Source organism: Chryseobacterium sp. 6424, assembly GCF_003692615.1.
GTDB lineage: Bacteria > Bacteroidota > Bacteroidia > Flavobacteriales > Weeksellaceae > Kaistella.
Map to the genome: position 1 here is coordinate 2,243,588 of NZ_CP023540.1, position 25,901 is coordinate 2,269,488.

Sequence of the window (25,901 nt, forward strand, 5' to 3'; positions counted from 1 at the left end):
TCTTTCATAATTTGTCAAACCATCACTAAAACAAGTATATATGAAAAAGATTTTTGCAGTATTATCTTTAACTGCATCTTTTGTATTCGCAACAGCACAAACTATTTCTTTCGATAAAACCACGTTAGATTACGGAACAGTAGCATATGGCTCTGAAGGACACAGGATCTTCACTGTAAAAAATACGGGCGAGAAACCCTTACTCATCTCCCGAGTACAGGCGTCTTGCGGCTGCACTACACCGGAATGGAGCCAAGATCCTATTATGCCAGGAAAGACCGCGCCACTGAAAGTAGGTTATAATACCACCATCGCGGGCCCTTTCACTAAGATCATCGAGGTATATTCCAACGATGCTGAAAACAGCCGCGCAATCATCAATATCAAAGGGACAGTAGAAAATCCGCCTGCTGCACCGGCCCAGGAAGTTGCTGCAACACCGGTAAGCAACCAAAAGAAAGCGAACTAAACGTTTTTTCGCCTATAAAAAAATCACCTTTATCTACGAAGGTGATTTTTTATGGAAGTACCTGAAATAAACCACAAGAAAAACTATAAGCCGGATTCTGTACCCCGAAGTTTCGGGGCGCCTGTTATTTATCTGCGCTTTACATTACTGCAAAGCTTTAGCTGTTTACCCCTCGGTTTTTGGGGCGAGCCACCCCTATTCCCGGCGAACCGGGAAAATCCGATATACTTAACATTGCACCGCAAAGAGTTTACCTGATTTCACTATAACTTAATATACATCCTTTCTGTTGCACTGGTCCTGATCTTGCGACCGACGGGCGTTACCCGCTTTGCTGCTCTGTGGTGTCCGGACTTTCCTACCTCAAAAATGAATTGAGATCAACAGGCCGTTTTTCTTGTGGACGGCAAAGATACTATTTTTTCGGCATGGCTTTCAGTATGATACTTCTCGACACTAATAAAACCAGACATTATTTATATTTTTGAAATATGGAATTAGATTTAATTAAGGTAAAATACATCGACATCGTGTACCGCGTACTTATGAGATGGTACGCAGAATTTGCAGAAAATACCCTAAACATCTTGGTAGGGATCCTGGTTTTCGTCTTGATTCTGAAAATGAGCCGTTTTCTGAGCAAAAATGCCGTAAGGCTTTTTTCATAAGCTTTTTCCGAATAAAGAGCAGAAAACATTTGCCAACCTCATCGGCCTCTTCCGGTTTTTAATTATACTGGCCGCCGCGTTTATCGCGTTCGAGATCATGGGGCTTGGCGGTTTCGTGATGAAGTTCTTGGGCAGCCTTGGGGTAGCGGGTGTAATCGCCGGGGTGGCATTGAAGGATTTGGTTCCGTCTATATTTTCAGGGATGCTGATTGGGATCGACAAGGCTTTTTCAGTAGGAGATTATGTATCCATTAAAGGCGCCTCTGGCACTGTAGAGGATATTGGCTTTCTTACAACTAAACTGATTACCGATGAGGGCAAAAAGGTGTACATCCCAAATCAGCTTATTTTCAGCGCACCATTTATCAATTATTCCGCTTCCGCGCAGCGAAAGATTTTCATCGCACTTGAAATTCCCAATACCGAGGACCTGGAGAAAGCCAAAACAGTCATTATGGAGGAAATACGAACCTTCGATTTTGTGGAAGATAAAGCGTCTGCAGAAGTTATTGTACTAAAGCAAAGTTTGGGCGTTTTCTATCTCGAGGCACGCTTCCAGATGAAAGCCGGTGAAAAAATCACCCATATCCGCAGTGAGGCTTTGATAAAGATTAAGAAAAAACTGGATGAAAGCGGCATTGAACTCGCCACTACCCCGGTAATCAATCCCACTACCGAAGGAGAATAAAAAAATCTGTCCTACAAACAGCAGGACAGATTTGTATCTATAAAATGAATGCTCTTGGATTCTTATTGCGCCAATACCTCTTTTACTTTGTTAGCCGCTTCCTCCAGCGTAATCGCGGAGTGTACCGGCAGCCCTGAGTTATCAATAAGTTGTTTTGCCTCTACAGCGTTGGTACCCTGAAGTCGCACGATGAGCGGAACCGGAAGGCTTCCCATCGCTTTATAAGCATCAACCACGCCCTGTGCTACACGGTCGCAACGTACGATACCACCAAAGATATTGATGAGGATGGCTTTTACGTTCGGATCTTTCAGGATGATACCGAAAGCTTTCTGAACGCGCTCTGCATCGGCAGTACCACCTACATCAAGGAAGTTGGCCGGGTTACCACCAGAAAGTTTGATGATATCCATAGTTGCCATCGCAAGACCGGCGCCGTTTACCATACAGGCCACGTCACCATCCAGTTTTACGAAGTTCAGACCAGCATCCCCAGCTTCTACGTCGGTCGGATCTTCTTCGCGGGTATCTCTTAGCGCTGCCAAATCTTTGTGACGGAAAAGCGCGTTACCATCCAAGGTAACTTTGGCATCTACAGCGATGATTTTGTCATCAGAGGTTTTCAGTACCGGATTGATTTCAAATAATGATGCATCAATACCTACATACGCATTATAAAGATTGCTTATGAATTTGGTGAATTCTTTAAAAGCATTACCAGAAAGCCCTAGGTTGAATGCAATTTTCCTTGCCTGGAAGCCTTGCAGGCCTACCGTCGGATCAATGATTTCTTTATGAATCAGGTGTGGGGTTACCTCAGCTACATGCTCAATATCCATACCACCTTCGGTAGAATATACCACGGTATTCTTGCCTAAAGCTCTGTCTAAAAGGATAGAAACATAAAACTCCTTCGTTTCTGTCTCACCAGGATAGTACACATCTTCTGCTACCAGTACGCTGTGTACTTTCTTACCTTCCGCAGAGGTTTGTGGCGTCACGAGTTGCATCCCGATAATGTTCTGTGCATTTTCTTTCAACTTGTCGATGTTTGGTGAAAATTTCACCCCGCCGCCTTTTCCGCGGCCACCTGCATGTACCTGGGCTTTTACTACCCAGCCTTCTGCACCACCGGTTAATTCCTTCAGTTTATGGGCTGCCTCTACGGCCTCATCTACATTGTTTGCCACAAAACCACGTTGGATGTTAACGCCGTATTTTGCTAAAATCTCTTTGGACTGATACTCGTGAAGATTCATAATATTGGATTAGATTTATTATTTTTTTTAAAGATTGACAAATTTAAGAAAAAAGGACTAAGTACAGCGCCTTATACAGTTAAGTTTTTTAGCTGGCAAAACTTCCTTCGGGCAGAGGTGTGAAACGCCTCGTATGATAGATATTTTGATGGATAGACATTTGGGCGCCAACTCCGGCTTTCACTACTCGCTTTTTTGCGCCCGCGCTTCGCCATAGCCTGCAAAAAGAGCTCAGACATGCCGTTCAATCCGGGGCGCGGCATTAGCCAATCATTAAGTACTTGGCATTTAATACAAACGTCCCACCTCTTTGCAGACCTGCATATATTCAGCCGGGATTTGGGTACGGAAACCCTGCTCATAATACTCATCACTATGCGGAATATAGATGCTGTATCTTTTCCCGAGTGGGATGAGCGGGATGAAGAACAGTTCGATGTACATTTTATAAACAGTGATAACCGCCTTCACCTCAAAGCCGTTTTTACGGACGCTTCGGGTTTCCTTGCCTATCGGCTTTTTATTATAGCCAAAGATGAAGAACATTTTAGTTAGAAGTTAGAGGTTAGAAATGAGATGTTAGAAGTTAGAAGTTAGATTTTAGATGTTAAAAATTCATCTTGGATTATCTAACATCTAACTTCTAATATCTTAAATCTTGTTTTTCAGGAAATAGAAAACCAACATTGCCCAAGAAATAATCATCATCAATCCACCGATAGGTGTGATGGGTCCCAGAAATTTAAAATTCATGTTCCAGGCATCACTCATGCTCAGTAAATAAATGCTGAAGGAGAAAATGAAGGTTCCAGCAATCATCAGAATAGAAATCCACTTTTCTGAAGAGGTTTCAAACTTTAAGATATAACCTACAATCAGCAGGAAAAGGGCGGCGTACATTTGATACCTCACACCTGTCTCGAAACTGATGAGTTTCTCTGCAGAAATAATTTTTTTCAACGCGTGCGCACCAAACGCGCCTAAGATTACAGACAGCAACCCGTAAACGGCACCAATAACTAACGTAAATGTCTTCATAGTAATAATTCTCCGGTTTGATACATAATAATTAATTTCCCGAGCAGCGATAGCGCGCCGATGGCGATAAACATCCAGGCGAACCTTCTGGATTTCGCAAACCCGGGATCGTTGGTAACCTTCAGGAAAATCCCAAAGACCAGCAACAAAAGTCCTAAAAAAAGCTGAAACATGTTTATTTGTTTCTTAATTGATTAAATTCGGTAATGACCTCGTGGTGTGTGACTGTTTTATTCTTAAAGTAATCCACGAAGTAATTTTTCTCCTCCTCGGTGGCGCCCAACTGATTCAGAATATTCAGCAGGTGCATTTTCATGTGCCCTTTCTGGATTCCGGTGGTCACTAATGAGCGCAAGGCTGCAAAGTTTTGGGCCAGACCGGAAACCGCTAAGATGCTCATCAGTTCCTGCGCGGAAGGTTTCCCTAAAAGCGCGAGCGAAAATTTCACCAGCGGGTGAAGATTCGTCAAACCACCGACAACACCTACGGAAATCGGTAAATCGATCCAGAAACGAAAGATCCCGTTATCAATGGTGCAATGTGTTAGACTCGAATATTTGCCGTCTTTTGCGGCGTAGGCATGCGCACAGGCTTCAGTGGCGCGGAAGTCATTGCCGGTAGCGATCACCACCGCGTCAACACCGTTCATGATGCCTTTATTGTGCGTGGTTGCACGGTACGGCTCAATCTCAGCGATCGTTACCGCACGCTTGAATTTGGTAGCGAATTCCTCGTTTGAAATACCGCTGTCGTCTTTTAAATCTTCGATTTTACACGAAACTTCTGCCCGTACGATACAGTCGGGCGTGAAATTAGACAGAATGTTCATCACAATCTGAAGCGAATCTTTTTCTTCCTGCGTGAAATCTTTTTCCCTTGCAATTTCTTCCTTCAAAGTCTTGCCAAACTGCTCTAGACAAGAGTTGATGAAGTTGGCACCCATAGAATCCACGGTATCAAAACTGGCTTTGAGCTGGAAATAATTCTCCATATCAGCCGTGTTGTCAATCAATCGGATATTCAAAATTCCACCGCCTCGGTTGCGCATGTTTCTGGTAATATCTTCGGTAGCTTCGAAGAGCCTCTTCTTTAATTTAAAATTAAAAAAGTGCTGCAACTTGTGCGGCTCCACATTCAGGATAAAATGTGTGTGACCTAATTTTTTAGTATTGATGATGGTGGTTTTGAAGCCACCTTTATCAAGCCAGAATTTTGCCGATTTCGAGGCTGCCGCGACTACCGAGGACTCCTCAACCGCCATTGGCAAAGCCAAAATTTTCCCGTCGATAAGAAAATTTGGCGCAATGCCGTAGGGCATATAAAAATTAGAAATGGTATTTTCAGAAAACTCTTCGTGCAGTTTCTGCAGCGCGGGATCTGAGTTCCAGTATTGTTTCAATATTTTTTCGTAGCTGGCATCTCCCTCAAGATATTCATTAACAATCCAATCGATTTTTCCCTGTTTTGAAAGTTTAGAGAAACCTTCTACTGGCTGATGAGTCATAACAAAATTGATTAAGCATCAAATATAGGGAATTTGGCCGTAAATCATGAAACCTTGGCCCTTTTGAAGTTAGCAAACCCAAGTGCTCAAAATGAAAACCGTGTCATGGTTTAACACCTTGACACGGTTAGTTCTTTAAACATTCAATTTCGTTACCCTTCCAACTGCGTTCCTAAAAATTCCCACTCCTGGAGCGCTAGATCGAGCTCTTCTTTTTTAGAATTGTAAATTTCCAGCGTTTCGGCGGATGGATTTTCGGTGGTGAATTTAGCTTCCATTTCCTCGATTTTCAGCTCAAGTTCAGAGATTTTCTCCTCTACTTTTTTTATTTTATTCTGAATTACTTTCTGATCTTTAGTAATGATCGCCGGCTTATTTTCGATCGGTTTTTCAACCAGTTTTTCCTGAACCGGCTCGTTGCGCATTTCCTGCAGTTTCGATTTCTCCGCTGAAACTTCGCGGATGCTTTCTTTCTGGCGGAACTCGAGATACTCGTTAATATCACCTAAAAATTCCTTCATCCTACCGTCACGGAATTCGAAGATTTTATCACTTAATCCTTGCAAAAATTCACGGTCGTGAGAAATCACGATCAGCGTCCCTTCGAACTTCTGCAACGCCAGTTTGATGATCTCTTTTGACTGAATATCAAGGTGGTTGGTCGGCTCATCCATAATCAATGTATTGAACGGACGAAGCAGTAATTTACACAAAGCCAGACGGTTACGCTCGCCCCCGGAAAGCACCTTTGTCTTTTTCTGCACGTCCTCACCCTGGAACAAGAAGCTTCCTAAAAGGTCGCGGACGCGTGGACGGGTTTCTTCGGTCGCCGCGTCTTCGGCTTCTTCCAAAACGGTTTTGTTTGGTGTAAGAACTTCCTCCTGGTTTTGCGCGAAATAACCGATGTTCACGTTGTGACCAAGATTCCATTCGCCGGAATAATCTTTAATTTCGCCTGCCAGAATTTTAGCCAAAGTCGTTTTACCCTGTCCGTTCTGGCCAAGCAAAGCGATTCTGTCGCCACGCTCCACAAAGAAATCTACCTTATCGAAAACCTGTTTGTTACCGTAAGCTTTTCCTAAATTTTTAGCTTCAAATATCACTTTTCCCGGAACTACAGACTGCACAAAACGGATATTGAATTTCGAAACATCCTCATTATCAATCTCGATCCGGTCGATCTTTTCGAGTTTTTTAATCAAAGACTGCGCGAACGAAGCTTTCGTAGCGCTGGCGCGGAAACGGTTGATGTTGTCCTCCATCTGCTTGATTTCAGCATCCTGGTTTTTCTTCGCCTGCGTGAGCTTCTCCTTGCGCTCCTTGCTCAGTTCCAGATATTTTGTGTAGTTGGCTTTATAATCGTCAACTTTTTTATTATTGATGTCGAAAGTCCGGTTACAGACCGAGGTCATGAACTGTTTGTCGTGGCTTACCAGCACAATTGCGCCGGGATAGTCTTTTAAAAATGCTTCAAGCCAAATGATCGATTCCATATCAAGGTGGTTCGTGGGTTCATCCAATAGCATCAAATCGTTTTTCTGAAGAAGAAGCTTGGCCAGTTCAATCCGCATTCGCCAGCCGCCCGAAAATTCGTCGGTGATCTTGTGAAAATCATCGGCCTTGAAACCAAGACCAAGCAAAACTTTTTCCACATCACCTTCCAGATTGTAGGCATCGTGATGCATTAAAAGATCATTGAGTTCCGTCATTTTGTGAATCAGATTCTCATACGCGTCGCTTTCATAATCGGTTCGGGTTACAAGTTGGTGGTTCACCTCATCCAACTCGTTTTTCATCGCGTTGATCTGCTCAAAGGCCTGCAAAGTCTCATTCCAGACGGTGCGGCCTTTCACGAAATCAAGGTCCTGCTTTAGAAAGCCGATCGTGATGTTTCCTTCAGGAACGATGTTTCCTTCGTAAAAATTGATTTCGCCGGTGAGCATCTTCAGCAAAGTAGATTTTCCTGCGCCATTTTTACCTACGAGCCCGATTTTATCATCTTTTTTGATGGTAAAATTTACATTTTGAAAAAGATAATTCCCCGAATGATGGAGGCCTAAACCCTGAACTGATAACATATTGATAAACGATTATAAGCGAATAATTTTCGAGGTGCAAAAGTACACAAACAAATTGAATTGCCGGCGCAACCCAAATCCTTGCTAAATATAACTGAATAAGCAAAAGCAGTATCTTTGATAATAAAATTTATCGAAATGAAAAAACTGATTTCCCTGCTTGCTGCCCTTATGTTTTTGCCACTTGCGGCGCAGGAATTATCTGTAATGTCATTCAACATCCGGCTTGCACTGGACTCTGACGGAGAAAACGCCTGGGCACACCGCCGACCTGATGTTCTTGAATTACTGAATTATTATGAGCCTGATGTGCTGGGTGTGCAGGAAGCGTTGCCCGTGCAAATGCGGCATCTTCGGGACGGTCTCAAAAACCATTCTGCTATCGGTGTAGGCCGCGATGACGGTGCCGATGCCGGTGAATATTCCGCGATATTCTATAACCACAGGAAGTTCCGTATGATGGCGTCTGGCACCTTCTGGCTCAGCGAAACCCCGGACAAACCCTCAAAAGGTTGGGATGCGGCTTATAACAGGGTATGTTCTTACGTTTTATTGAAGGATAAAAAAAGTGGAAAAAAATTCTGGGCCTTTAATCTTCATCTTGATCATGTAGGGAATGTGGCGCGCGAAGAATCCGCCCGGTTGGTGCTGCAAAAAATACAAGCTCTAAATACGAAAAACCACCCGGTAATCTTAACCGGCGATTTCAACCTGACGGACGATACGCCACCGATAAAACTGCTGTCTGAAAACCTGAAAGATACTTACCGACACTGTGCGAAACCACCTTATGGCCCGAGCGGAACCTTCACTGCTTTCAACACGCAAAAGCCTGCAAAGGAACGTATTGATTATATTTTCACTAAAGGTTTCGGCTGCAAAAGCCACCGCATCATCAATGACAGACGCGAGAACCTGCTGTACCCATCCGACCATTTCCCGGTGTTCGCAACACTTAAATTTGAATAAAAAAAGCATAAAAAAATCCACCGGTGATGAAGCCGGTGGATAAACACAAATGATGAAAAAAAATTTATTCCTTAGCTGATGAAGGCCTTAGAACAACACAAAGAAATACATTAAAAGCCATATTTCCAAATTAATTTTCGGGTTAATGGGCTGTAATTAGGCATCAGCACTGTTTATCAGCGATATAAATTACGCCACTGGACGAAAAATAAGTCCGCTTTCCTCAAAATAATCGAGTGTGATACGGTCACCATCGTTCACATGACCAGCCAGGATTTCCTTAGAAAGTTTATTAAGCACTTCCTGCTGCAATACACGCTTCAGCGGTCTCGCACCGAAGCTTGGGTTATAGCCTTTGTTCATCAGATAATTGATGGCATCTTCTGTCGCTGTAAGAATAATACCACGTTTTTCGAGCATCTTATTGAAGCCACGGAGTTGATACTGCACGATTTTCCCGATTTCTTTGCGGCTAAGCGGTTGGAAGAGCACCAGTTCATCAATGCGGTTCAGGAACTCTGGCCTTAAAGTTTGTTTAAGCAAGGCAAAAACCTCTTCTTTGGTACGTTCCACCACCTCGTGTACGTTATCATCGGTCATATTCTCGAAATTTTCCTGAATTATAGGAGACCCAAGGTTGGAGGTCATGATGATAATGGAATTTTTAAAATTCACCACACGCCCCTTGTTATCGGTAAGTCTGCCATCATCCAAAACCTGGAGCAACGTATTAAATACATCAGGATGCGCTTTCTCAACCTCATCCAGCAACACGACTGAATATGGCCTTCTTCGCACCGCTTCGGTAAGTTGCCCGCCTTCATCGTAGCCCACATATCCCGGAGGCGCACCCACCAAACGCGACACCGAATGTCTTTCCTGATACTCACTCATATCGATCCGCGTCATATTGTTTTCATCATCGAAAAGATACTCTGCGAGGGCTTTTGCGAGTTCGGTTTTCCCCACACCTGTCGTCCCGAGGAAAAGGAAAGAGCCGATGGGTTTTTTCTCATCATTAAGACCGGCGCGGTTTCGACGGATGGCATCGGCAATGGATTCGATGGCTTCATTTTGCCCGACCACTCTTTTGTGGAGTTCATCTTCAAGATGCAAAAGCTTCTCCCGTTCACTCTGAAGCAGCTTCGTCACAGGGATTCCGGTCCATTTGGCGATGACTTCAGAGATGTTTTCAGCGGTGACTTCTTCGGTGATCAGTTCGTTTTGGTTATTCTGCATTTCGAGTTCCAGTTTCTGCAAATCATTTTCTTTTTCTTTGATTTTACCGTACTGTATCTCTGCGACTTTGGCATAATCACCGGCTCGTGACGCGCGTTCGGCCTCCAGTTTCAGTGCTTCTATGTCTTTCTTGATGGTTGTAAGATCTTCGGATTTTTGTTTTTCTTTCAGCCATTTCGCATTGATTTCGTTGCGTTCTTCCGAAATCTTCGAAATATCTTCCTTCAGATGATTGATCTTCATATCATTACCTTCACGGGAAATGGCAGCCAGCTCAATTTCGAGTTGCATAAGTTTTCGGTCGAGCACATCGAGTTCTTCTGGCTTGGAGTTGATTTCCATCCTTAGTTTTGCGGAAGCTTCATCTATCAGGTCAATGGCTTTATCGGGCAGAAAACGGTCGGAAATATATCTTTGTGACTGTTCTACGGCAGCGATAATCGCTTCATCTTTAATTCTGACTTTATGATGCGCTTCATACTTATCTTTAATTCCCCTCAAAATGGAAATCGCTGACTCCGTATCGGGTTCTTCCACCATCACCTTCTGGAATCGTCTTTCCAGTGCTTTATCTTTCTCGAAATACTTCTGATATTCATTAAGCGTAGTCGCTCCTACCGCACGAAGTTCGCCTCTTGCGAGCGCAGGCTTCAGGATATTGGCCGCATCCATCGCACCTTCGCCACCACCGGCACCTACCAGGGTATGGATTTCGTCGATGAAAAGAATGATTTGGCCATCAGATTTAATGACTTCATTAATGACAGATTTCAGGCGCTCTTCAAATTCGCCTTTATATTTTGCACCTGCTATCAGCGCGCCCATATCCAGCGAGTAAAGCGTTTTGTCCATCAGGTTTTCCGGAATATCACCCGACACGATCCTGTGTGCGATTCCTTCTGCGATCGCAGTTTTTCCCACGCCGGGTTCACCGATAAGGATCGGGTTGTTTTTGGTTCTTCGGGAAAGGATCTGCAGTACACGGCGGATCTCTTCATCACGTCCAATGACAGGATCTAGTTTTCCTTCGGCAGCGAGTTCATTGAAATTCTTAGCGTATTTATTGAGGCTTTGATAGGTTTCTTCAGAACTTGCAGAAGTCGCTTTCGATCCTTTTCGAAGTTCCTGAATCGCAGTTTCAAGGCCTTTCTTGGTCACACCCATGTCTTTCAGCATCTTCGAAACTTCCGCGCCGGAATCGAAAAGCGACAGCCAAAGATGCTCGATGGTGACGTATTCATCACCCATTTTTTTGGCGATATTGGGCGCATCTAACAACACTTTATTGGAGGCTTGGGACAGATAGATGTTTCCGCCTTCCACTTTAGGCAGTTTTTCGATATTCGTGCGGTTACGCTCGCGCACGAGACTCATTTCGGCCTCAGACTTTTTGAGCAGGAAGTCTGAAATGTTTTCATCTATCTGAAAAACTCCTTCAAGCAAATGCTGCGGCTCGATGATTTGATGGCCAAACTCCATAGCGATTTGTTGCGCTTTCTGGATGGCTTCCTGAGATTTTACAGTATATTGGTTAAGATTCATATTATATTTTTTAGTGTGATAGTGTTTATTTTCCGTGTGTTACACAAAAATTATTCTTTAGCAGTAGAATTGATATTTTTAAGACAAAATTTCTGACAATACAGCTAAAACACTGATTTATAAGTCATTTTTTCCGATTTCTAAAAGAATTATTTACAGATGAAGCGCCTGTTTGTCTTTCTTAAATTTAATTTATATTTGTTGAATACACTTTTTTAAGGAGTCTTTATTATATTATGCATCATTTTCATTTGTTAAAAACAGTAAAAGTTAAGAAGGAAACTAATGATTCCGTACATATCGCTTTTGAGATCCCAGCTGATTTGCGCCATGCGTTTACCTTTAAACAAGGCCAATACCTGAACGTAAGACTAATGCTGAACGGCGAAGACCTGCGCCGGTCTTATTCGATCGTCAATGCGCCAAGCGAAGGAAATACCCAACTGGAAATCTTGGTAAAACACTTGCCAGAGGGCAAAGTATCTACCTTTTTTAACGAAGTGCTTAAAGAAGGAGATTCGGTAGAAGTACAGGCACCCATGGGCCACTTTTACACCCACCACCATCCCTCCAATGAGAAGACATATGTAGGGCTGGCGGCCGGCAGCGGCATTTCACCTGTACTTTCAAACCTGAAAGAAGCTCTTCTGCAAGAACCAAAAAGCATTGCCTACCTGTTCTTCAGCAACAAAACAGTGCACGACATTATCTTCCGTAAAGAAATTGACGCGCTGGCTGAGAAATTCGCGGGCAGACTGCATATTATTTACCTCCTTTCACGAGAAAAACATACTGATGACGTACTTTTTGAAGGCCGCATCTGTGCGGATAAACTTCATCAACTTCTTAGCAGATATACCGAAATACCGGTGCAACAGGCCACGTATTTCATTTGTGGTCCTTCGGAAATGATAAAAGATGTTTCAGGCTATTTTAAAAACACCTGCAAAGTACCTTCGTTACAGATTATGTACGAATACTACGCGGCACCCGATGATGATGAAAACGCCGAAATGAGCGACGAATTCAAGGCGATCCCTAACATTGAAAGCATGGTAACGCTGATTATTGATGACGATGAGTATTCCTTTCACCTCAACTCCAAAAAGAAAAGCATTCTGGATCAGGCATTGCACGACAAGCTACCGGTGCCGTTTGCCTGCAAAGGCGGGGTTTGCTGCACCTGCAAAGCCCAGGTAATGGAGGGCGAAGTATTTATGGAAAAAAATTTCGCGCTTACCGAAGAAGAAGTGGCGCGTGGTTTTGTACTCACCTGCCAATGTCATCCCACTACTAATGTAGTAATGCTGAATTATGATGTTTAATACATAAGGGAAGCCCTAACTATTTTTTAAGAAAAAGTTTTCTGGCAAAATTTATAGCATCCGGCAACGTTTTATTTAAAATCACAAGAAATGAATCACGAAAAATTTATAGAATACGTACAGGCTGACCATAAAGTCGAACCAAAAGATGTAATGCCAGAAGATTACCGCAAACTCCTGGTAAGACAAATCTCGCAGCACGCCCATTCTGAAGTGGTAGGCATGCTTCCCGAAGCCAACTGGATTACCCGTGCGCCCTCGCTGCGCCGCAAAATGGCGCTGATGGCAAAAATTCAGGATGAAGCCGGCCACGGACTTTATCTTTACGCCGCCACCGAAACCTTAAATAATGGTGAAATTGCCGCCGACCGAGATTCCACTTATAATGATATGCTCTCCGGGAAAGCCAAATACTCCAGTATCTTTAACTATCCAGCGCTCTCATGGGCCGACATTGGCGCCATTGGCTGGCTTGTGGACGGTGCTGCCATCATGAATCAGGTAATGCTGATGGGAAATTCCTACGGACCATATTCACGCGCAATGGTAAGAATTTGCAAAGAAGAATCCTTCCACCAGCGACAGGGCTACGAAATCCTTATGACGCTTTGTCGCGGAACAAAAGAACAGAAAGAACTTGCCCAGGAAGCACTGAACCGTTTCTGGTGGCCAGCCTTAATGATGTTTGGTCCAAATGATGACGCCTCACCAAACTCGCAAAAATCAATGAATTACCGCGTAAAACGCGAAAGCAATGATGCTTTAAGACAAAGATTCATTGATGTGACTGTGCCACAGGCAGAGTTTCTTGGCCTTACAATCCCAGACGATAAACTCAGATGGAATGAAGAAACGCAACACTATGAATTTGGCGAACTGCCTTGGGATGAATTTGCTGAAGTATTGAAAGGAAACGGGCCTTGCAATAAAAAGCGCCTCGAAACCAAACGAAAGGCCCAACGCGAACATGCCTGGGTAAAAGAAGCCGCGATAGCCTACGCGAAAAAAGCAAACCTAACCGAAACCGCCACGAATTAATATGATTTGGCAAGGCCGTCATGATGGCGATGATCCGCTGTATCACAGATTATTCCAGAGGGTTTCTTTGGAAACCGATTACGAGGCTATCTTACCGAAAGATTTCGTCTTACATGGTTTTGCGGTGGATGAAGGGGTACAGCGCAACAAAGGCCGTGTTGGCGCGAAACACGCACCCGACGTACTCCGCAGAAATCTTTCAAATTTCCCAGTGGTAAGCCCGGATTTTGTTCTGAGAGATTTCGGGGACATTAGTGACAAGAAGGGATTAGAGCCAACCCAACGCGATTTTGCAGACAAAGTAACCAAGGTAATACAACAGAAAGGAAAGTCCCTGGTGCTTGGTGGCGGCCATGAGGTGACTTTCGCACATTATTCAGGGATTAGAAATGCTTGCCCTGGCCAAAACATTGCCATCATTAATATAGATGCCCATTTCGACAACCGGGAAATCGATCCGCACGTGGGGTCAACCTCCGGAACCGGTTTCTGGCAAATCGCCCAGCAAGGCAATATCAATTCGTTACATATAGGGATACAAAGAAACTCAAACACGCTGAAACTTTTCGATACCGCTCATGAATTTGGCATGAAGTACATTCTTGCCGACGAGATTTTTTTCGAAAACTTACCCTCTGTCTATCAAAAAATTGATGAAACCATCGCCTCTGCTGACGTACTCTACCTTACGATCTGTATGGATGTATTTAACGCAGCCATTGCGCCGGGCGTTTCCGCTCCTTCCTATAACGGTATTTTAGCAGACGCCGCATTCATGCATCTTTACCGACATATTTTAAAATCCCAAAAACTTATAGCGCTGGATGTTGCAGAGGTAAATCCGTCCTTGGACATCCAAGAGCGTACTGCAAGACTGGCCGCTAGCTTGGTAAACGAATGGTTTATGGTGTAAAAACATTTTTTGTTGTAGCATAAGGATGATAAAATTCTGCTAAAATTACAGTTAAAGCCACTTAAAGGAACATTTCTTGATGCCGAAAAAAAGTTATCCCCAAGAGGCTTCAGGCTCAGGCAATTCGGGCAGAGGGCGAAGTTTATTAAAGTTTTAATAATTTTAAAATATTTCTATTGATAAAGAATTTTATATATTTGCACCTATTAACAACTAATTAAAAATAAATTACTATGTCAGACATTGCATCAAGAGTAAAAGCTATTATTGCTGATAAACTAGACGTTGAGGAAACAGAAGTAACTCCAGAAGCTAGCTTCACCAACGATTTAGGAGCAGATTCTTTAGATACTGTAGAATTAATTATGGAATTCGAGAAAGAATTCAACATCCAGATCCCAGATGACCAAGCTGAGAAAATTACTACAGTAGGACACGCCATTACTTATATTGAAGAAGTAGTAAACAAATAATAGCACATACAAATTAAAATTTATGGAATTAAAAAGAGTAGTTGTTACCGGTTTCGGAGCTGTTACGCCAATTGGAAATAATGCCAAAGATTACTGGGAAAACCTTGTAAAAGGTGTGAGCGGTGCCGCTCCAATTACTCTTTTTGATGCCTCTAATTTTAAAACCAAATTCGCCTGCGAGGTAAAAGACTTCAACCCACTCGACCATTTCGATAAGAAGGAAGCCAAGAAAATGGACCGCAATACCCAACTGGGCATTGTGGCAGCACGCGAGGCCGTGGAACATTCAGGCATCATGTCGAATGATATCGATAAAAATCGGGTAGGCGTTATCTGGGGATCCGGTATCGGGGGGCTTGAAACTTTCGAAAACGAAGTCCTAGGCTGGGCCAATACAGAAATCCCACGTTTCAACCCGTTTTTTATCCCTAAAATGATTGCCGACATCACTGGCGGTCAGATCTCTATTGAATACGGATTCCACGGACCTAATTACACCACCGTTTCGGCATGCGCATCATCCGCTAATGCACTGATTGACAGTAAGATGCTCATCCAACTCGGCAAAGCTGATGTTATTGTTTGTGGTGGGTCCGAAGCTGCTGTTACCGCAAGCGGCGTAGGTGGATTTAACGCCATGATGGCACTATCTACCCGAAACGATGATCCTACAACAGCTTCCCGTCCTTTTGATAAAGACCGTGATGGTTTCGTGCTAGGTGAAGGCGCCGGATGTATCATCCTGGAAGAATATGAACACGCTAAAAAACGTGGCGCAACCATTTATGCGGAACTTAAAGGTGGCGGAATGAGCGCGGATGCTCATCACATGACAGCACCACATCCGGAAGGGCTTGGCGCTTATCTGGTAATGAAGAATTGCCTTGAGGACGCTGGCGTTACCGCAGATGAGGTAGATCACATCAACATGCACGGTACATCTACCCCACTTGGTGATATTGCAGAATCCAATGCCATCTCAAGACTTTTAGGCGAGCATGCCTACGATATCCAAATCAATTCCACCAAATCCATGACCGGTCACCTGTTGGGTGCTGCCGGCGTGATAGAGGCCATTGCTGCCGTACACACCATCATGCACGATGTGGTACCACCAACCATCAACCATTTTACTGACGATGAAAAGATCGACAGCCGCCTGAATTTCACTTTCCATAATGCGGTACAGAAAACGGTAAATGTGGCCATGAGTAACACTTTTGGCTTTGGCGGACATAATGCATGCGTACTTTTCGCAAAAATCTAAGCAATTCCCGATGGAGTTAAAGAAATATTTTCCTAAATTCCTGACTGCCAGAAAAAATAACCTTTCGGAAAAAGATTACCTTTTAAGCATTGAAATCAGTAAAATTACGGGTTGTAATGTGCAGAACATCAATCTTTACCGCGAGGCATTTTCTTTGAAGACAGCCTCTAAAACTCCCACTCACAACTATGAACGGCTAGAGTTCCTTGGCGATTCGGTATTGGGAGCCATCATTTCTTGTCATCTTTTCTCTACGTATCCGCAAGCCAATGAAGGGTATCTTACCCAGATGAAATCGAAAATCGTTAACCGGAAAAACCTGAACAAACTAGGGGAAGAACTCAGACTGACCGATTTTATTCAGAATGATTCCTCTTGCACCCTCAGCGAAAACATCTCCGGTAATTTGTTTGAGGCATTAATCGGCGCACTCTATCTGGATGTAGATTACGAAACGTGCAAAAAAGTAGTGCTTGAGCGGCTTCTTACCCCTTCAGAAATCAATAAACTGGAGAATAAGATTGTAAGTTATAAAAGCCTGCTGTTGGAGTGGAGCCAGAAAAAGAAAGTACAGATCCGCTACGATACCTATGAAGAAATACAGCCGGGCAGAAACTTGGTTTTCCGCAGTGTTGTTTGGCTGGATGATCAAAAGGTGGCCAACGCTACCGAAACCTCTAAGAAAAAAGCAGAAGAAAAAGCAGCACAACGCGCCTTCTATATGCTGAACAAAAAACAAAGCATCATTGAAAACTCAAAAGATCCTGCTTGATATTGATGATGAAGACGAAGAAATCACCCTCGGCTTGGTACGCCTCGTGAAAGAAATTCCGGCACACGAACTTTTTTTTCACCTCAATTCTCTCAATACTTTTAATTTTGCCCGCATTAGTGATTTTGTATATCGCGGCCATTATTACGACCATCATTTCCCTCGGTTCGAAACCTTCCACTGCGATTCGAAAATATGCATTCACATGATTGCCAACAAATCCTGCGGTTATGAACAGAAACGCGTGCCTGATGAACTATTTACTGGCGAGCAAGAGAGCCGCTTTCTGTTGAGTAATTCGCCTGATGTGGATTATATCATCAAAACATCTGAGCCATTTAGCGATTTTTCCTTAATTTTGCATCCTGAAAATCTGATGTTTAAAATACAGGATTTTCGACTCAGCCCTTTCGAGGAGCTTTATCAAACCATTCAATATTATGAATAAATATCTAAAAAAAACCAAAATCATCGCTACACTGGGCCCGGCTTCTTCCAGCAAAGAAACCATGCTGCAACTTATTCAAGCCGGTACCGATGTGTTCAGAATAAATTTCTCTCATGCGGATTATGAACTTGTAAGGAAAAATGTAGAGACCATCCGTCAGCTTAATCAGGAATATGGATATTCGGTAGGAATCTTGGGTGACCTGCAGGGGCCGAAACTCCGCATCGGCGTTGTAAAAGAAGGCTCTTATCTGAACCCGGGCGACATCCTTACCTTCACCAATGAAAAAATAGAGGGAGATTCTGAAAGAGTGTACATGACATATCAACAGTTTCCGCAGGATGTAAAAGTTGGTGAAAGAATCCTAATTGACGATGGTAAGCTGGTACTTGAAGTTATTGAGACCAACAATGTAGATACCGTACGTGCAAGAACCATCCAAGGAGGGCCATTAAGCTCTAAGAAAGGAGTGAACCTGCCAAATACCAACGTTTCGCTGCCCGCACTTACTGAAAAGGACATTGAGGATGCCAATTTCATGCTTGATCTTGAGCTTGACTGGATCGCGCTTTCCTTCGTGCGACACGCACAAGATATCATTGACCTCAAAAAACTGATAAAGAATCACCCGACCAACAAGTACAAAACTCCGATCATCGCGAAAATCGAAAAGCCAGAAGGCGTCCGCAACATCGAAGAGATATTGATGGAATGCGACGGCTTGATGGTTGCACGTGGTGACCTGGGTGTAGAAGTTCCGATGGAAGAAGTACCGGCGATACAGAAAAATCTGGTGGCTATCGCGAGAAAACATTCCAAACCTGTCATTATCGCTACCCAAATGATGGAAACCATGATCAATAGCCTTACACCAACCCGTGCAGAGGTTAACGACGTAGCCAACTCGGTACTGGATGGTGCTGATGCAGTGATGCTATCAGGTGAAACATCCGTGGGAAAATATCCGGTTGACGTGGTGAAAAACATGGCTAAAATCGTAAAGAAAATCGAGCGTACGCACTTTTATCAAACCAAAAATTCCCCGATTGAACGCGAATTCAACTGTGTTGACGAACGCTTCATTACCAATAGAATATGCCTTGCAGCGGTAAGAATCGCCAAATCTGCCAATGTGGAAGCTATTGTTACGCTGACATATTCAGGTTATACGGCTTTCCAGATTTCCGCTCACCGCCCGAACTCGAACATCATTGTATTCAGTTCAAACAGGCGGGTGCTTACGATGCTGAATTTACTTTGGGGCGTACGCGCTTTCCATTATGATATGCAGAAATCTACCGATGAAACGATTATTCAGGTAAATATGCTGGCACATACACACGGCTTTGTAGAACAGGGCGACTTCGTCATCAACATTAATGCAACACCGGCTTACGAAGGTGGCAAAACAAATACCCTACGCCTTACAACCATATAATATTTGTATTTAGCAATAATTAAATCCGCTTTTTCTGAAAGGCGGATTTTTTATTGGTCGCTGTAATTTTTAATGAAGCTGAAAATATCTGCCCGTCAAGTGACTTTTTTAATCCTGAAATTTTTCTATATTTAACAGATAATGACAAAAATTATGGATAAAAGAGAGCTACGCAGTTCAATTTTCCGGCATTTGGATGGAATCGCCACCGCACCCGTTGTTGCAGCGCTTCACAACAAAGGAATATTAAAGGAAATTTTAAATGAAAACACTGATTTACTGGCAATCTCATCAAAATTCAAAGCGAATGAAGGCTATCTAAATGTAGCACTCCGTACTTTAGCATCACAAGGATTTATTGATTATCAGGTACATCATTTAGAAGACCGCATCACTATAAAAGCCAATCGAAACACCCTTTTTCTGCTGGGTCTCGCGCCGTTATACAGCAAGATCATCCCTTTTCTTCAGGAAGCTACCAGCGACGGCTTTCAACAACTGGAACCTGAATCCTTTAACTCCGCAGTACAACTTTTCAGTGAGTTTAAAAACAGTTTTGGCCTTTCAATCTCTGATGTTCCCGAAGAAAGAGCCATTCAACAGCAAGTACTTAAACATCTCGAAGGCTGCTTGGTAGGACCTATAATTGTAAGACTGGGCATGAACGGGATGTTCCATAAATATTTCATGGAAACCTCCTTCCAGGCAGCAGAATTCCATAAAGATCCCGAAAATTTTGAAAAAGTGCTGGATTTTTTAGCAGATCTTGGCTGGTTTACCAAACACAACGGAAATTTCAGGTTTACAGAAAGTGGGCTGTACTTTGCCCGTCGGGCAACATCGTATGGCGTTACCGTTTCTTACCTGCCCATGTTTAACCGAATAGATGATCTTTTATTTGGCAACCCCAAACAAATACGCGATACCAGTGAGAACGGGGACGAAATCCACGTTGACCGAAAAATGAATGTATGGGGAAGCGGCGGTGCACACACTACATATTTCAAGGTGGTTACCGACTTTATCATCAATATTTTCAATCAGCCGATACATCTTCAGCCAACGGGAATTTTAGATATGGGCTGCGGCAATGGCGCGTTCATCCAACATATTTTTGAGATAATCGAACGTCATACTTTACGTGGAAAGATGCTCGAAGATCATCCGCTGTTCTTGGTAGGCGCAGATTATAATCAGGCCGCACTCAGCGTTACGCGCGCCAACCTTATCAACAGCGATATTTGGGCAAAGGTCATCTGGGGCGATATTGGCGATCCGGATCTTTTGGCCAAAGATTTGCGCGAAAACTATGAAATTGATCTTGGTGATTTACTGAACATCAGAACTTTTTTAGATCATAATAGAATCTGGAAAAGACCAACTAACATCACGACTGAAAGAACATCTACCTCCACAGGCGCCTTTGCGTACCGTGGTGAGAGACTGGCCAATCATCTGGTAGAAGAAAACCTCCGCGAACATCTGGAGCTTTGGCTACCGTACATCCACAAAAACGGTTTATTGGTTATTGAGTTGCATACGCTAAAGCCAGAAATCACCGCACAGAATTTGGGCAGAACGGCCGCTACGGCCTACGATGCTACACATGGCTTTTCAGATCAGTATATTGTGGAGGTTGAAGTATTCCACAAAATTTGTGGTGAAGTGGGTTTAAAGGTAGATAAAGATTTATTTAAGAAGTTTCCAGATTCCGAACTTGCGACGGTTTCCATCAATTTTCTGAGGGCTTAAGATTTTCTTCTCCACTAAAATTTGGATAATGGCATCAGCACGATTACCAGCGGGCTGAACGCGCTCACCTGCCACGCGGTGGTGGAGGATGAGATGACGGTCGCTGAAAGTGAAACTCCTCCGAAAGATTGATCAGGAGCTGAAACATCTCAACATTCATCACGCTACCATATAGTAAGAGACAACGGCACATACACATGGTGGTTGCATTTTATGCAGCACCCAAATTAATGCTGTAGGGCACCAGCATCCTCATAAGTCAGTACACACGCGATACTGGGAGATGTTTGGTTCACCATATCTTTTAAATCACAGAAAATTCAGTTTTAATGACTAATTTTACAAAAAGTATTTAGACAGATGTTTAAGAATATAAGACACACGATGGAGAAACAGTGGTTTGGCGTTCTCACACGAATGGGCACCAAATTGGGCATTCCAGTTTCTAAACTGCGCGTTTTCTTTATCTATTCTACATTTGCGACTGCCGGGATCTTCTTTTTAATTTACCTAGGACTCGCCTTTACATTGTGGGTTAAGGATATTTTTATCACGCGCCGGCCTGGTGTTTTTGATCTTTAGAAATCTCACGGCGCAAATCTTGCAACGGTTTTTTCACGATCAATCTCTAAATAAAATATGATGGAGTATTTAAGAATCCCTAGTTTTGATGACTTCCGTGCGCAACAAATTTTTAAGTCTTATTCCGACACCTTTCCGGTGGATGAAAGACGCAGTGAGGCACAGTTTCGTGCGCTCTTCCAGCATCCTAAGGTAAAAGTGCTTTCGGTGCTTAAAGATTTAGATTATATTGGCTATCTAATCGTTTGGGAACTCACGCATTTCGTTTTCATAGAGCATTTTGAGATTTTCTCTGACTTCCGAAGCATGAAATACGGCTCTGAAATCATCGGTGACCTTTTTAAACAATATTCCCACATTGTTTTGGAAGCCGAGCCTGCCGACCTAGATGACACAGCACAACGGCGCATCTTATTTTATGAACGAAATGGGTTTAAGGTCATTGACCAAAACTATGTGCAACCCTGTTATGAAGTAGGCAAGCAACCACTCAACCTGTGGCTGATGGCGAACTGGCAGCCTACAAACATAGAATGGATAAAAGAAGAAATATACGACATCGTCTATTGTTAATAGACGAAAAGTCGGAAGCGTACTTAAAACACCAAAAGTGGATATGAGGCATAAAATGGATTCTGTTAAACGCATGAAGGCAACCCCTGCATAAAGTCGTAGCGGCGACCTATAAATACGCTGCCGAACCACCTCATTACGTGCTATATCTATATAAGCGTATCGTATTGAAAGCTAACAACGCAGCGCCAAACCATCTAATCCACCTGATATTCAAGCTTTATCGTAATACTCGCTTCTTTGTCTTTAGATGAGGTATTGAAGGTCCCGCCATACGAATATTCTTCGGTAGAGTTTGGAGCGGTGATCTGTGTGACACCCATCGTAGCTTTCTTGAGGTTCCCGAGTGAACTTCCCGCATTTTCCGCGATTTTTTCGGCGCGCTGTTTGGCATCTTTGGTGGCATCAGCGATCATCTGTTGCTTCACATCTGCCAGTTTTGTGTAGAAATAATTGGGCGGTGAAGAGGTAAACTCAATACCAAGGTTGATGATTTCGGTGATGTTGCGGGAAAGGTTTTCAATCTTTGCCACATCTTTACTATCGATTGAAACAGTCTGAGAAAGCTGGTAACCCGCAAAACTCTGCTGGCTGCGGCCCATGTTATCGGTGGAATAATTGAACTGTTTCTGGATATCAACCGCTGAAAAAACGATTTCGTTTTTCGGAATTCCTTTTGAAATTAAATAGTTTTCGATAACTTTTTTGTCATTCGCCAGTTCATCGTAGGCAGATTTAAGTTCAAAGCTGTTGCGGGAAAAGTTGCCGCTCCATGTAATCAGATCTGAAGTGAATTTCTTTGTTCCCAAGCCCGTCACCGAAATGGTGTTTTCTGATTGATTTCTGTTTTTAATGGCATTTGCGAGAAAAGCTAATCCAATAATAAAGCCTGCGGCGGCGATGGCGATGGCGATGATGTTTCTGTTCATTTCGAAAAATTTGATTTTATTAAAGATACTAAAAAAATTAACGGGTCCCGTTTAGTTTTTTTCGCTGCAAAAAATTGTCTGCGTTTTGTTCTATATTAAAAAGCAATTTTGCTAAATTCCGCTGCTTCACCGCCTCTGCTGCTGCGGGACTTTCATGGAGAGAACTTTGCAGAAACGGAATAATATCTTCAGCGGGAATCCCTAAATCTGAAAAATAATAATCGTGGACGTGCGCTCGAATCCAGGCAATATCTTCCTGAAGATTAAAATATCTGTATTCTGCCTTCATGCGCCGCGCATCACCGCTAATGACATCGTAAACGGCCTGTGGGCTGATTCGCAGAGCTAACAAAGGTTTCAGTACATCTTTTTTCAGGTCAGCGGCTTTCTCGCGCGGCTTTTCAGGTGGTGCGGGAACGCCGACTTCCCGGCGGAGTTGTTCCGTTTTATCAACTTTACTTAAATTTTTAGAATCTTTCGCAAGATTGCCGGAAAGTTTGACCGGATCGATTTTCACTTCCTCGATAGCAACGGCACTGCGGCTAAGTTCTAAGCTGATATACTTTTGTGCAGCCGCGTCGAAGAAAACGGATTTTCGGTCAAAATGTTCGCGGACAAAGCGAATTTCATCGCCTTTGTTGCCTTGAATTTCAAATAATCCCTGGTCATCAGAAGCTATCCGAACACCGCTCTTCATGTTAATTATCAAAACTGCACTTAATGGATTTTGGTCTTCGTCAGCAATACGACCATAAAGCATCTGTTGAGCGCATGTAAATCCAGCCAGATGAAACATGAGCATAACAATAATTTTTTTATAAAAAGGTAAATCGCAACTCCTCTGAAATTCCGCCAAAATGCAAAGATGCTTTTCGATTAAAAAATAATATCGACCTAATATTTTAGGCACCGACCGGATGTGTTTTAATATATTCATGATCTGCCATCTTCAGGGCAGATGAGATAGAAGCTACATCAAAAGATTTACGGTATTTTTTTGCCAACGAATAATTTCGGTCAGCATAGATTAGGAAACGGTCAATATCTTCTTCTTTGAAGCCCCGAGACGTGTAGAAGGACAAATCTATCTCAGTTTTGATGCGGCGGTAGAAAACCTGTGTTTCGGTGTAATTTGGGGTCGTAAGAGGTGGTTCCGTTGCTTTATTAAAAAGTTTATTCACTGCGGATGCCAAACCTAAAAGATTTACCTGCCCAGCGCTGTAATTAGGCGGTGCAAAAGCGCTTGGCATTGATAGTTTGGGTTGAGCCTTTGCGAAAGGTTTGTACATATAGGCATTCATGTCATTGTTCAGCGCTACTACTTTTTTCGGTGGATCTAGAAGTTTAACATCTTTCTTAAGATTACCGCTCGGTGAAAAAGCCAGTTCAATCTCCTCAATGAGATATGGCGACTTATCCAGCAAAATGTTGAGTGGCGCGGTAAAGTTCTCTGGTATGATTTTTTTATGACTTCGTTCGAACCCAGTTTTTACGAATCGGAGTTCATCCGACACCTCAGCGGCAATCATAAAATGACCGTCTTTGTCAGTGAGTACTTTTTGGTCTGTCCGCATGTTGATGACAACGGTATTCGCAATCTCCACACCTTCTTCAGTAATGGTTTTGCCGAATATGTACTTCTGCGAGAACCCAGTGGCGGAGATGAGTATGAAGAGCAACAGTAGTTTTGTTTTCACGGCTTTAATTTTTGGATAAATGTAGAATTATTCTGTAATGGTTTATAAAGTTTAACCGCTATTAACGCTTTTAAGATATTTTTGTGACAAACCTTTGATGCGTACTGTTCCGAAGATTTTTTGAACAAACCTTCAACCTAGTTGCGTGAGGGATAGAAGCGGCATCCTTTCTTGTTTACTGGCGGCGGCTTTGCCGCCGCCAGTAAACAAGAAAGATATAGCGGATAGCCCGGTTTTCCTTTCCATTGGCGCGCGCTTTAGCGCGCGCCAATGGAAAGGAAAACACGCCCAAATACGATTATATATCGAAAGGAATATTTTTTGTTTATCTTTGCATTCTTAAACATCGGGGTTGACTGGTTTCGACAGCAAGACCAATGGGTAAGTAAGCATGCAGAGAACCGTAGCGCGATCTCTTAAATCCCTTGCTACAACATTTTAACTGGCGACCAAGAGTTTGCTCTTGCAGCATAATCTGAATTATAGTAGGATTCTGCGTTCTCCCGAAGTATAGTAAGGAGGCAAGATGTCTCACAAACGCTCTGTTCTGCGGCGTTTGAGTTTGAGGCATAGGAATGCGGAAATAAGTCTCGTTTCGCTTCGCAACGAGATCGAAAATTTTAGAAGTTAAGCTGTAAATTGGGTGTCTGTGCTCTGTCTACAGTCGAAAATCAAACACAGAATAAGCATGTAGAAAGCTTATGTATTGCTTGTTTGGACGAGGGTTCGAATCCCTCCAACTCCACTTTTTACAAATACAACTCGCTTCAATAAGCGAGTTGTATTTTTTTGACTGAAATCGTTTAAGGTATTGCTCTATGAAAATTTGATGCAGCCAATATCTTTGACTTCGCTTATTTTTAAGGTGTAGATTTGCTTGATCCGTTCTTTTATCTCGACACCTATCTCGTGTACGGGACAAGGTTTTTTACTGTTACATTCGGCAAGGCCTAAAATACACATCACTATTTGGTTTCCTGTCTCAAATATGTTGCAGATCTCTTTTACTGTAAGATTCTGATATTGTTCATTATTCAAATAAAAACCTCCGCTTCTTCCTTTAACAGATGAAATAATGTTTCCTTTTACTAATTTTTGTAAAATCTTCGATGTGAAATGTGCTGGCGAATTAATGTATGCCGCAATTTCTACAACATCGGTTTTACTGCCGTTTTTCCGGGCAAGGTATATGCACGATTTTATGGCATACTGGCATGAATGAGAGAATATCATTTGTTTA

26 protein-coding genes and 2 other RNA genes are annotated in these 25,901 nt (G+C 42.9%); 16 read left to right on the forward strand and 12 right to left on the reverse strand.

Going from position 1 to position 25,901, the window contains the following annotated elements:
• The first annotated feature begins 40 nt into the window (after positions 1-40).
• A complete protein-coding gene (locus CO230_RS10510; RefSeq protein WP_122028555.1) occupies positions 41-469 on the forward strand; it encodes a DUF1573 domain-containing protein in 429 nt (142 codons plus the stop codon).
• Positions 470-539: 70 nt separating this feature from the next.
• Here CO230_RS10510 and rnpB read toward each other — a convergent pair.
• Positions 540-869, reverse strand: an RNA gene (gene rnpB, locus CO230_RS10515) — RNase P RNA component class A.
• A 91-nt stretch (positions 870-960) separates the two neighbouring features.
• Here rnpB and CO230_RS12480 point away from each other — a divergent pair.
• The gene (locus CO230_RS12480) at positions 961-1,137 is read left to right on the forward strand and encodes a hypothetical protein (RefSeq protein ID WP_228438133.1); all 177 of its coding nucleotides are present in this window, start codon (positions 961-963) and stop codon (positions 1,135-1,137) included.
• Between the two features lie 97 nt (positions 1,138-1,234).
• Positions 1,235-1,825: a mechanosensitive ion channel family protein gene (locus tag CO230_RS10520; RefSeq protein WP_262601799.1), complete on the forward strand. Its 591-nt coding sequence runs from the start codon at positions 1,235-1,237 to the stop codon at positions 1,823-1,825.
• A gap of 62 nt (positions 1,826-1,887) precedes the next feature.
• On the opposite strand, the gene sucC is transcribed toward CO230_RS10520, so the two are convergent.
• The 6 genes from sucC to CO230_RS10545 all read right to left on the reverse strand — a co-directional run bounded on the left by sucC (position 1,888) and on the right by CO230_RS10545 (position 7,704).
• Positions 1,888-3,084, reverse strand: a complete 1,197-nt coding sequence (sucC, locus tag CO230_RS10525; RefSeq protein ID WP_122028556.1) for an ADP-forming succinate--CoA ligase subunit beta — start codon at positions 3,082-3,084, stop codon at positions 1,888-1,890.
• A 288-nt stretch (positions 3,085-3,372) separates the two neighbouring features.
• Positions 3,373-3,630: a hypothetical protein gene (locus CO230_RS10530; RefSeq protein WP_122028557.1), complete on the reverse strand. Its 258-nt coding sequence runs from the start codon at positions 3,628-3,630 to the stop codon at positions 3,373-3,375.
• A 105-nt stretch (positions 3,631-3,735) separates the two neighbouring features.
• Entirely contained in the window at positions 3,736-4,122 is a 387-nt protein-coding gene (locus tag CO230_RS10535; RefSeq protein ID WP_122028558.1) for a DUF423 domain-containing protein, read from the reverse strand.
• Positions 4,119-4,295 (reverse strand): hypothetical protein, encoded by a 177-nt coding sequence (locus CO230_RS12235; protein WP_162990027.1) that lies wholly within the window; start codon positions 4,293-4,295, stop codon positions 4,119-4,121. Before CO230_RS12235 ends, CO230_RS10535 begins: the two co-directional genes overlap by 4 nt.
• A 2-nt stretch (positions 4,296-4,297) precedes the next feature.
• Positions 4,298-5,626, reverse strand: a complete 1,329-nt coding sequence (locus tag CO230_RS10540) for a hydroxymethylglutaryl-CoA reductase, degradative (protein WP_122028559.1) — start codon at positions 5,624-5,626, stop codon at positions 4,298-4,300.
• A gap of 152 nt (positions 5,627-5,778) precedes the next feature.
• Complete coding sequence (locus tag CO230_RS10545; RefSeq protein ID WP_122028560.1) at positions 5,779-7,704, reverse strand: ABC-F family ATP-binding cassette domain-containing protein; 1,926 nt, start codon at positions 7,702-7,704, stop codon at positions 5,779-5,781.
• A gap of 138 nt (positions 7,705-7,842) precedes the next feature.
• Between CO230_RS10545 and CO230_RS10550 the strand changes: the two genes are divergently transcribed.
• On the forward strand, positions 7,843-8,673 hold the full coding sequence (locus CO230_RS10550; RefSeq protein ID WP_122028561.1) for an endonuclease/exonuclease/phosphatase family protein: 831 nt from the start codon (positions 7,843-7,845) through the stop codon (positions 8,671-8,673).
• Between the two features lie 189 nt (positions 8,674-8,862).
• Here CO230_RS10550 and clpB read toward each other — a convergent pair whose 3' ends face one another.
• Positions 8,863-11,454, reverse strand: coding sequence for an ATP-dependent chaperone ClpB (gene clpB, locus CO230_RS10555; RefSeq protein WP_122028562.1), 2,592 nt, complete (start codon positions 11,452-11,454; stop codon positions 8,863-8,865).
• A 236-nt stretch (positions 11,455-11,690) separates the two neighbouring features.
• Between clpB and CO230_RS10560 the strand changes: the two genes are divergently transcribed.
• The 11 genes from CO230_RS10560 (at position 11,691) to CO230_RS10615 (ending at position 22,035) form a co-directional block, all read left to right on the forward strand.
• Positions 11,691-12,779: an FAD-binding oxidoreductase gene (locus CO230_RS10560; protein ID WP_122028563.1), complete on the forward strand. Its 1,089-nt coding sequence runs from the start codon at positions 11,691-11,693 to the stop codon at positions 12,777-12,779.
• 90 nt (positions 12,780-12,869) lie between these two features.
• The gene (gene paaA, locus CO230_RS10565; RefSeq protein WP_122028564.1) at positions 12,870-13,817 is read left to right on the forward strand and encodes a 1,2-phenylacetyl-CoA epoxidase subunit PaaA; all 948 of its coding nucleotides are present in this window, start codon (positions 12,870-12,872) and stop codon (positions 13,815-13,817) included.
• On the forward strand, positions 13,813-14,730 hold the full coding sequence (hutG, locus tag CO230_RS10570) for a formimidoylglutamase (protein WP_122028565.1): 918 nt from the start codon (positions 13,813-13,815) through the stop codon (positions 14,728-14,730). The genes paaA and hutG overlap by 5 nt, the downstream gene beginning before the upstream one ends.
• Before the next feature lie 233 nt (positions 14,731-14,963).
• Entirely contained in the window at positions 14,964-15,203 is a 240-nt protein-coding gene (locus tag CO230_RS10575) for an acyl carrier protein (RefSeq protein WP_015807007.1), read from the forward strand.
• Between the two features lie 22 nt (positions 15,204-15,225).
• Entirely contained in the window at positions 15,226-16,470 is a 1,245-nt protein-coding gene (gene fabF, locus CO230_RS10580) for a beta-ketoacyl-ACP synthase II (protein ID WP_122028566.1), read from the forward strand.
• Between the two features lie 10 nt (positions 16,471-16,480).
• Positions 16,481-17,242, forward strand: coding sequence for a ribonuclease III (gene rnc / locus CO230_RS10585; protein WP_122028567.1), 762 nt, complete (start codon positions 16,481-16,483; stop codon positions 17,240-17,242).
• Entirely contained in the window at positions 17,217-17,690 is a 474-nt protein-coding gene (locus CO230_RS10590) for an IPExxxVDY family protein (protein ID WP_122028568.1), read from the forward strand. The genes rnc and CO230_RS10590 overlap by 26 nt, the downstream gene beginning before the upstream one ends.
• Positions 17,683-19,128, forward strand: coding sequence for a pyruvate kinase (pyk, locus tag CO230_RS10595; RefSeq protein ID WP_122028569.1), 1,446 nt, complete (start codon positions 17,683-17,685; stop codon positions 19,126-19,128). The genes CO230_RS10590 and pyk overlap by 8 nt, the downstream gene beginning before the upstream one ends.
• Positions 19,129-19,281: 153 nt before the next feature.
• The gene (locus tag CO230_RS10600; protein WP_122028962.1) at positions 19,282-20,880 is read left to right on the forward strand and encodes a class I SAM-dependent methyltransferase; all 1,599 of its coding nucleotides are present in this window, start codon (positions 19,282-19,284) and stop codon (positions 20,878-20,880) included.
• A 360-nt stretch (positions 20,881-21,240) separates the two neighbouring features.
• Positions 21,241-21,462 carry a PspC family transcriptional regulator gene (locus CO230_RS12485; protein WP_122028570.1) on the forward strand — a complete coding sequence of 74 codons (222 nt, stop codon included), beginning with the start codon at positions 21,241-21,243 and terminating at the stop codon, positions 21,460-21,462.
• A 57-nt stretch (positions 21,463-21,519) separates the two neighbouring features.
• Entirely contained in the window at positions 21,520-22,035 is a 516-nt protein-coding gene (locus CO230_RS10615; protein WP_228438135.1) for a GNAT family N-acetyltransferase, read from the forward strand.
• Positions 22,036-22,232: 197 nt separating this feature from the next.
• Here the strand turns inward: CO230_RS10615 and CO230_RS10620 are convergent, their stop codons facing one another.
• Genes CO230_RS10620 through CO230_RS10630 form a run of 3 tightly spaced genes read right to left on the reverse strand, consistent with a single transcriptional unit; the run spans position 22,233 to position 24,661 of the window.
• Positions 22,233-22,964 carry an SIMPL domain-containing protein gene (locus tag CO230_RS10620; protein WP_122028571.1) on the reverse strand — a complete coding sequence of 244 codons (732 nt, stop codon included), beginning with the start codon at positions 22,962-22,964 and terminating at the stop codon, positions 22,233-22,235.
• Between the two features lie 37 nt (positions 22,965-23,001).
• Entirely contained in the window at positions 23,002-23,901 is a 900-nt protein-coding gene (locus tag CO230_RS10625; protein WP_162990028.1) for a carboxypeptidase regulatory-like domain-containing protein, read from the reverse strand.
• The gene (locus CO230_RS10630) at positions 23,867-24,661 is read right to left on the reverse strand and encodes a hypothetical protein (protein ID WP_122028573.1); all 795 of its coding nucleotides are present in this window, start codon (positions 24,659-24,661) and stop codon (positions 23,867-23,869) included. The genes CO230_RS10625 and CO230_RS10630 overlap by 35 nt, the downstream gene beginning before the upstream one ends.
• A 348-nt stretch (positions 24,662-25,009) precedes the next feature.
• On the opposite strand from CO230_RS10630, the gene ssrA reads away from it, so the two are divergent.
• Positions 25,010-25,409, forward strand: a transfer-messenger RNA (tmRNA) gene (gene ssrA / locus CO230_RS10635).
• A gap of 68 nt (positions 25,410-25,477) precedes the next feature.
• Here ssrA and CO230_RS10640 read toward each other — a convergent pair.
• On the reverse strand, positions 25,478-25,894 hold the full coding sequence (locus CO230_RS10640) for an RrF2 family transcriptional regulator (protein ID WP_122028574.1): 417 nt from the start codon (positions 25,892-25,894) through the stop codon (positions 25,478-25,480).
• Positions 25,895-25,901 lie beyond the last annotated feature (7 nt).

Bases quoted from the DNA above. Each gene is read 5' to 3' on its own strand.
- CO230_RS10510 (WP_122028555.1), top strand. From the start codon at position 41: ATGAAAAAGATTTTTGCAGTATTATCTTTAACTGCATCTTTTGTATTC.
- CO230_RS12480 (WP_228438133.1), top strand. From the start codon at position 961: ATGGAATTAGATTTAATTAAGGTAAAATACATCGACATCGTGTACCGC.
- CO230_RS10520 (WP_262601799.1), top strand. From the start codon at position 1,235: ATGGGGCTTGGCGGTTTCGTGATGAAGTTCTTGGGCAGCCTTGGGGTA.
- sucC (WP_122028556.1), bottom strand. From the start codon at position 3,084: ATGAATCTTCACGAGTATCAGTCCAAAGAGATTTTAGCAAAATACGGC.
- CO230_RS10530 (WP_122028557.1), bottom strand. From the start codon at position 3,630: ATGTTCTTCATCTTTGGCTATAATAAAAAGCCGATAGGCAAGGAAACC.
- CO230_RS10535 (WP_122028558.1), bottom strand. From the start codon at position 4,122: ATGAAGACATTTACGTTAGTTATTGGTGCCGTTTACGGGTTGCTGTCT.
- CO230_RS12235 (WP_162990027.1), bottom strand. From the start codon at position 4,295: ATGTTTCAGCTTTTTTTAGGACTTTTGTTGCTGGTCTTTGGGATTTTC.
- CO230_RS10540 (WP_122028559.1), bottom strand. From the start codon at position 5,626: ATGACTCATCAGCCAGTAGAAGGTTTCTCTAAACTTTCAAAACAGGGA.
- CO230_RS10545 (WP_122028560.1), bottom strand. From the start codon at position 7,704: ATGTTATCAGTTCAGGGTTTAGGCCTCCATCATTCGGGGAATTATCTT.
- CO230_RS10550 (WP_122028561.1), top strand. From the start codon at position 7,843: ATGAAAAAACTGATTTCCCTGCTTGCTGCCCTTATGTTTTTGCCACTT.
- clpB (WP_122028562.1), bottom strand. From the start codon at position 11,454: ATGAATCTTAACCAATATACTGTAAAATCTCAGGAAGCCATCCAGAAA.
- CO230_RS10560 (WP_122028563.1), top strand. From the start codon at position 11,691: ATGCATCATTTTCATTTGTTAAAAACAGTAAAAGTTAAGAAGGAAACT.
- paaA (WP_122028564.1), top strand. From the start codon at position 12,870: ATGAATCACGAAAAATTTATAGAATACGTACAGGCTGACCATAAAGTC.
- CO230_RS10575 (WP_015807007.1), top strand. From the start codon at position 14,964: ATGTCAGACATTGCATCAAGAGTAAAAGCTATTATTGCTGATAAACTA.
- fabF (WP_122028566.1), top strand. From the start codon at position 15,226: ATGGAATTAAAAAGAGTAGTTGTTACCGGTTTCGGAGCTGTTACGCCA.
- rnc (WP_122028567.1), top strand. From the start codon at position 16,481: ATGGAGTTAAAGAAATATTTTCCTAAATTCCTGACTGCCAGAAAAAAT.
- pyk (WP_122028569.1), top strand. From the start codon at position 17,683: ATGAATAAATATCTAAAAAAAACCAAAATCATCGCTACACTGGGCCCG.
- CO230_RS10600 (WP_122028962.1), top strand. From the start codon at position 19,282: ATGGATAAAAGAGAGCTACGCAGTTCAATTTTCCGGCATTTGGATGGA.
- CO230_RS12485 (WP_122028570.1), top strand. From the start codon at position 21,241: ATGTTTAAGAATATAAGACACACGATGGAGAAACAGTGGTTTGGCGTT.
- CO230_RS10615 (WP_228438135.1), top strand. From the start codon at position 21,520: ATGATGGAGTATTTAAGAATCCCTAGTTTTGATGACTTCCGTGCGCAA.
- CO230_RS10620 (WP_122028571.1), bottom strand. From the start codon at position 22,964: ATGAACAGAAACATCATCGCCATCGCCATCGCCGCCGCAGGCTTTATT.
- CO230_RS10625 (WP_162990028.1), bottom strand. From the start codon at position 23,901: ATGAATATATTAAAACACATCCGGTCGGTGCCTAAAATATTAGGTCGA.
- CO230_RS10640 (WP_122028574.1), bottom strand. From the start codon at position 25,894: ATGATATTCTCTCATTCATGCCAGTATGCCATAAAATCGTGCATATAC.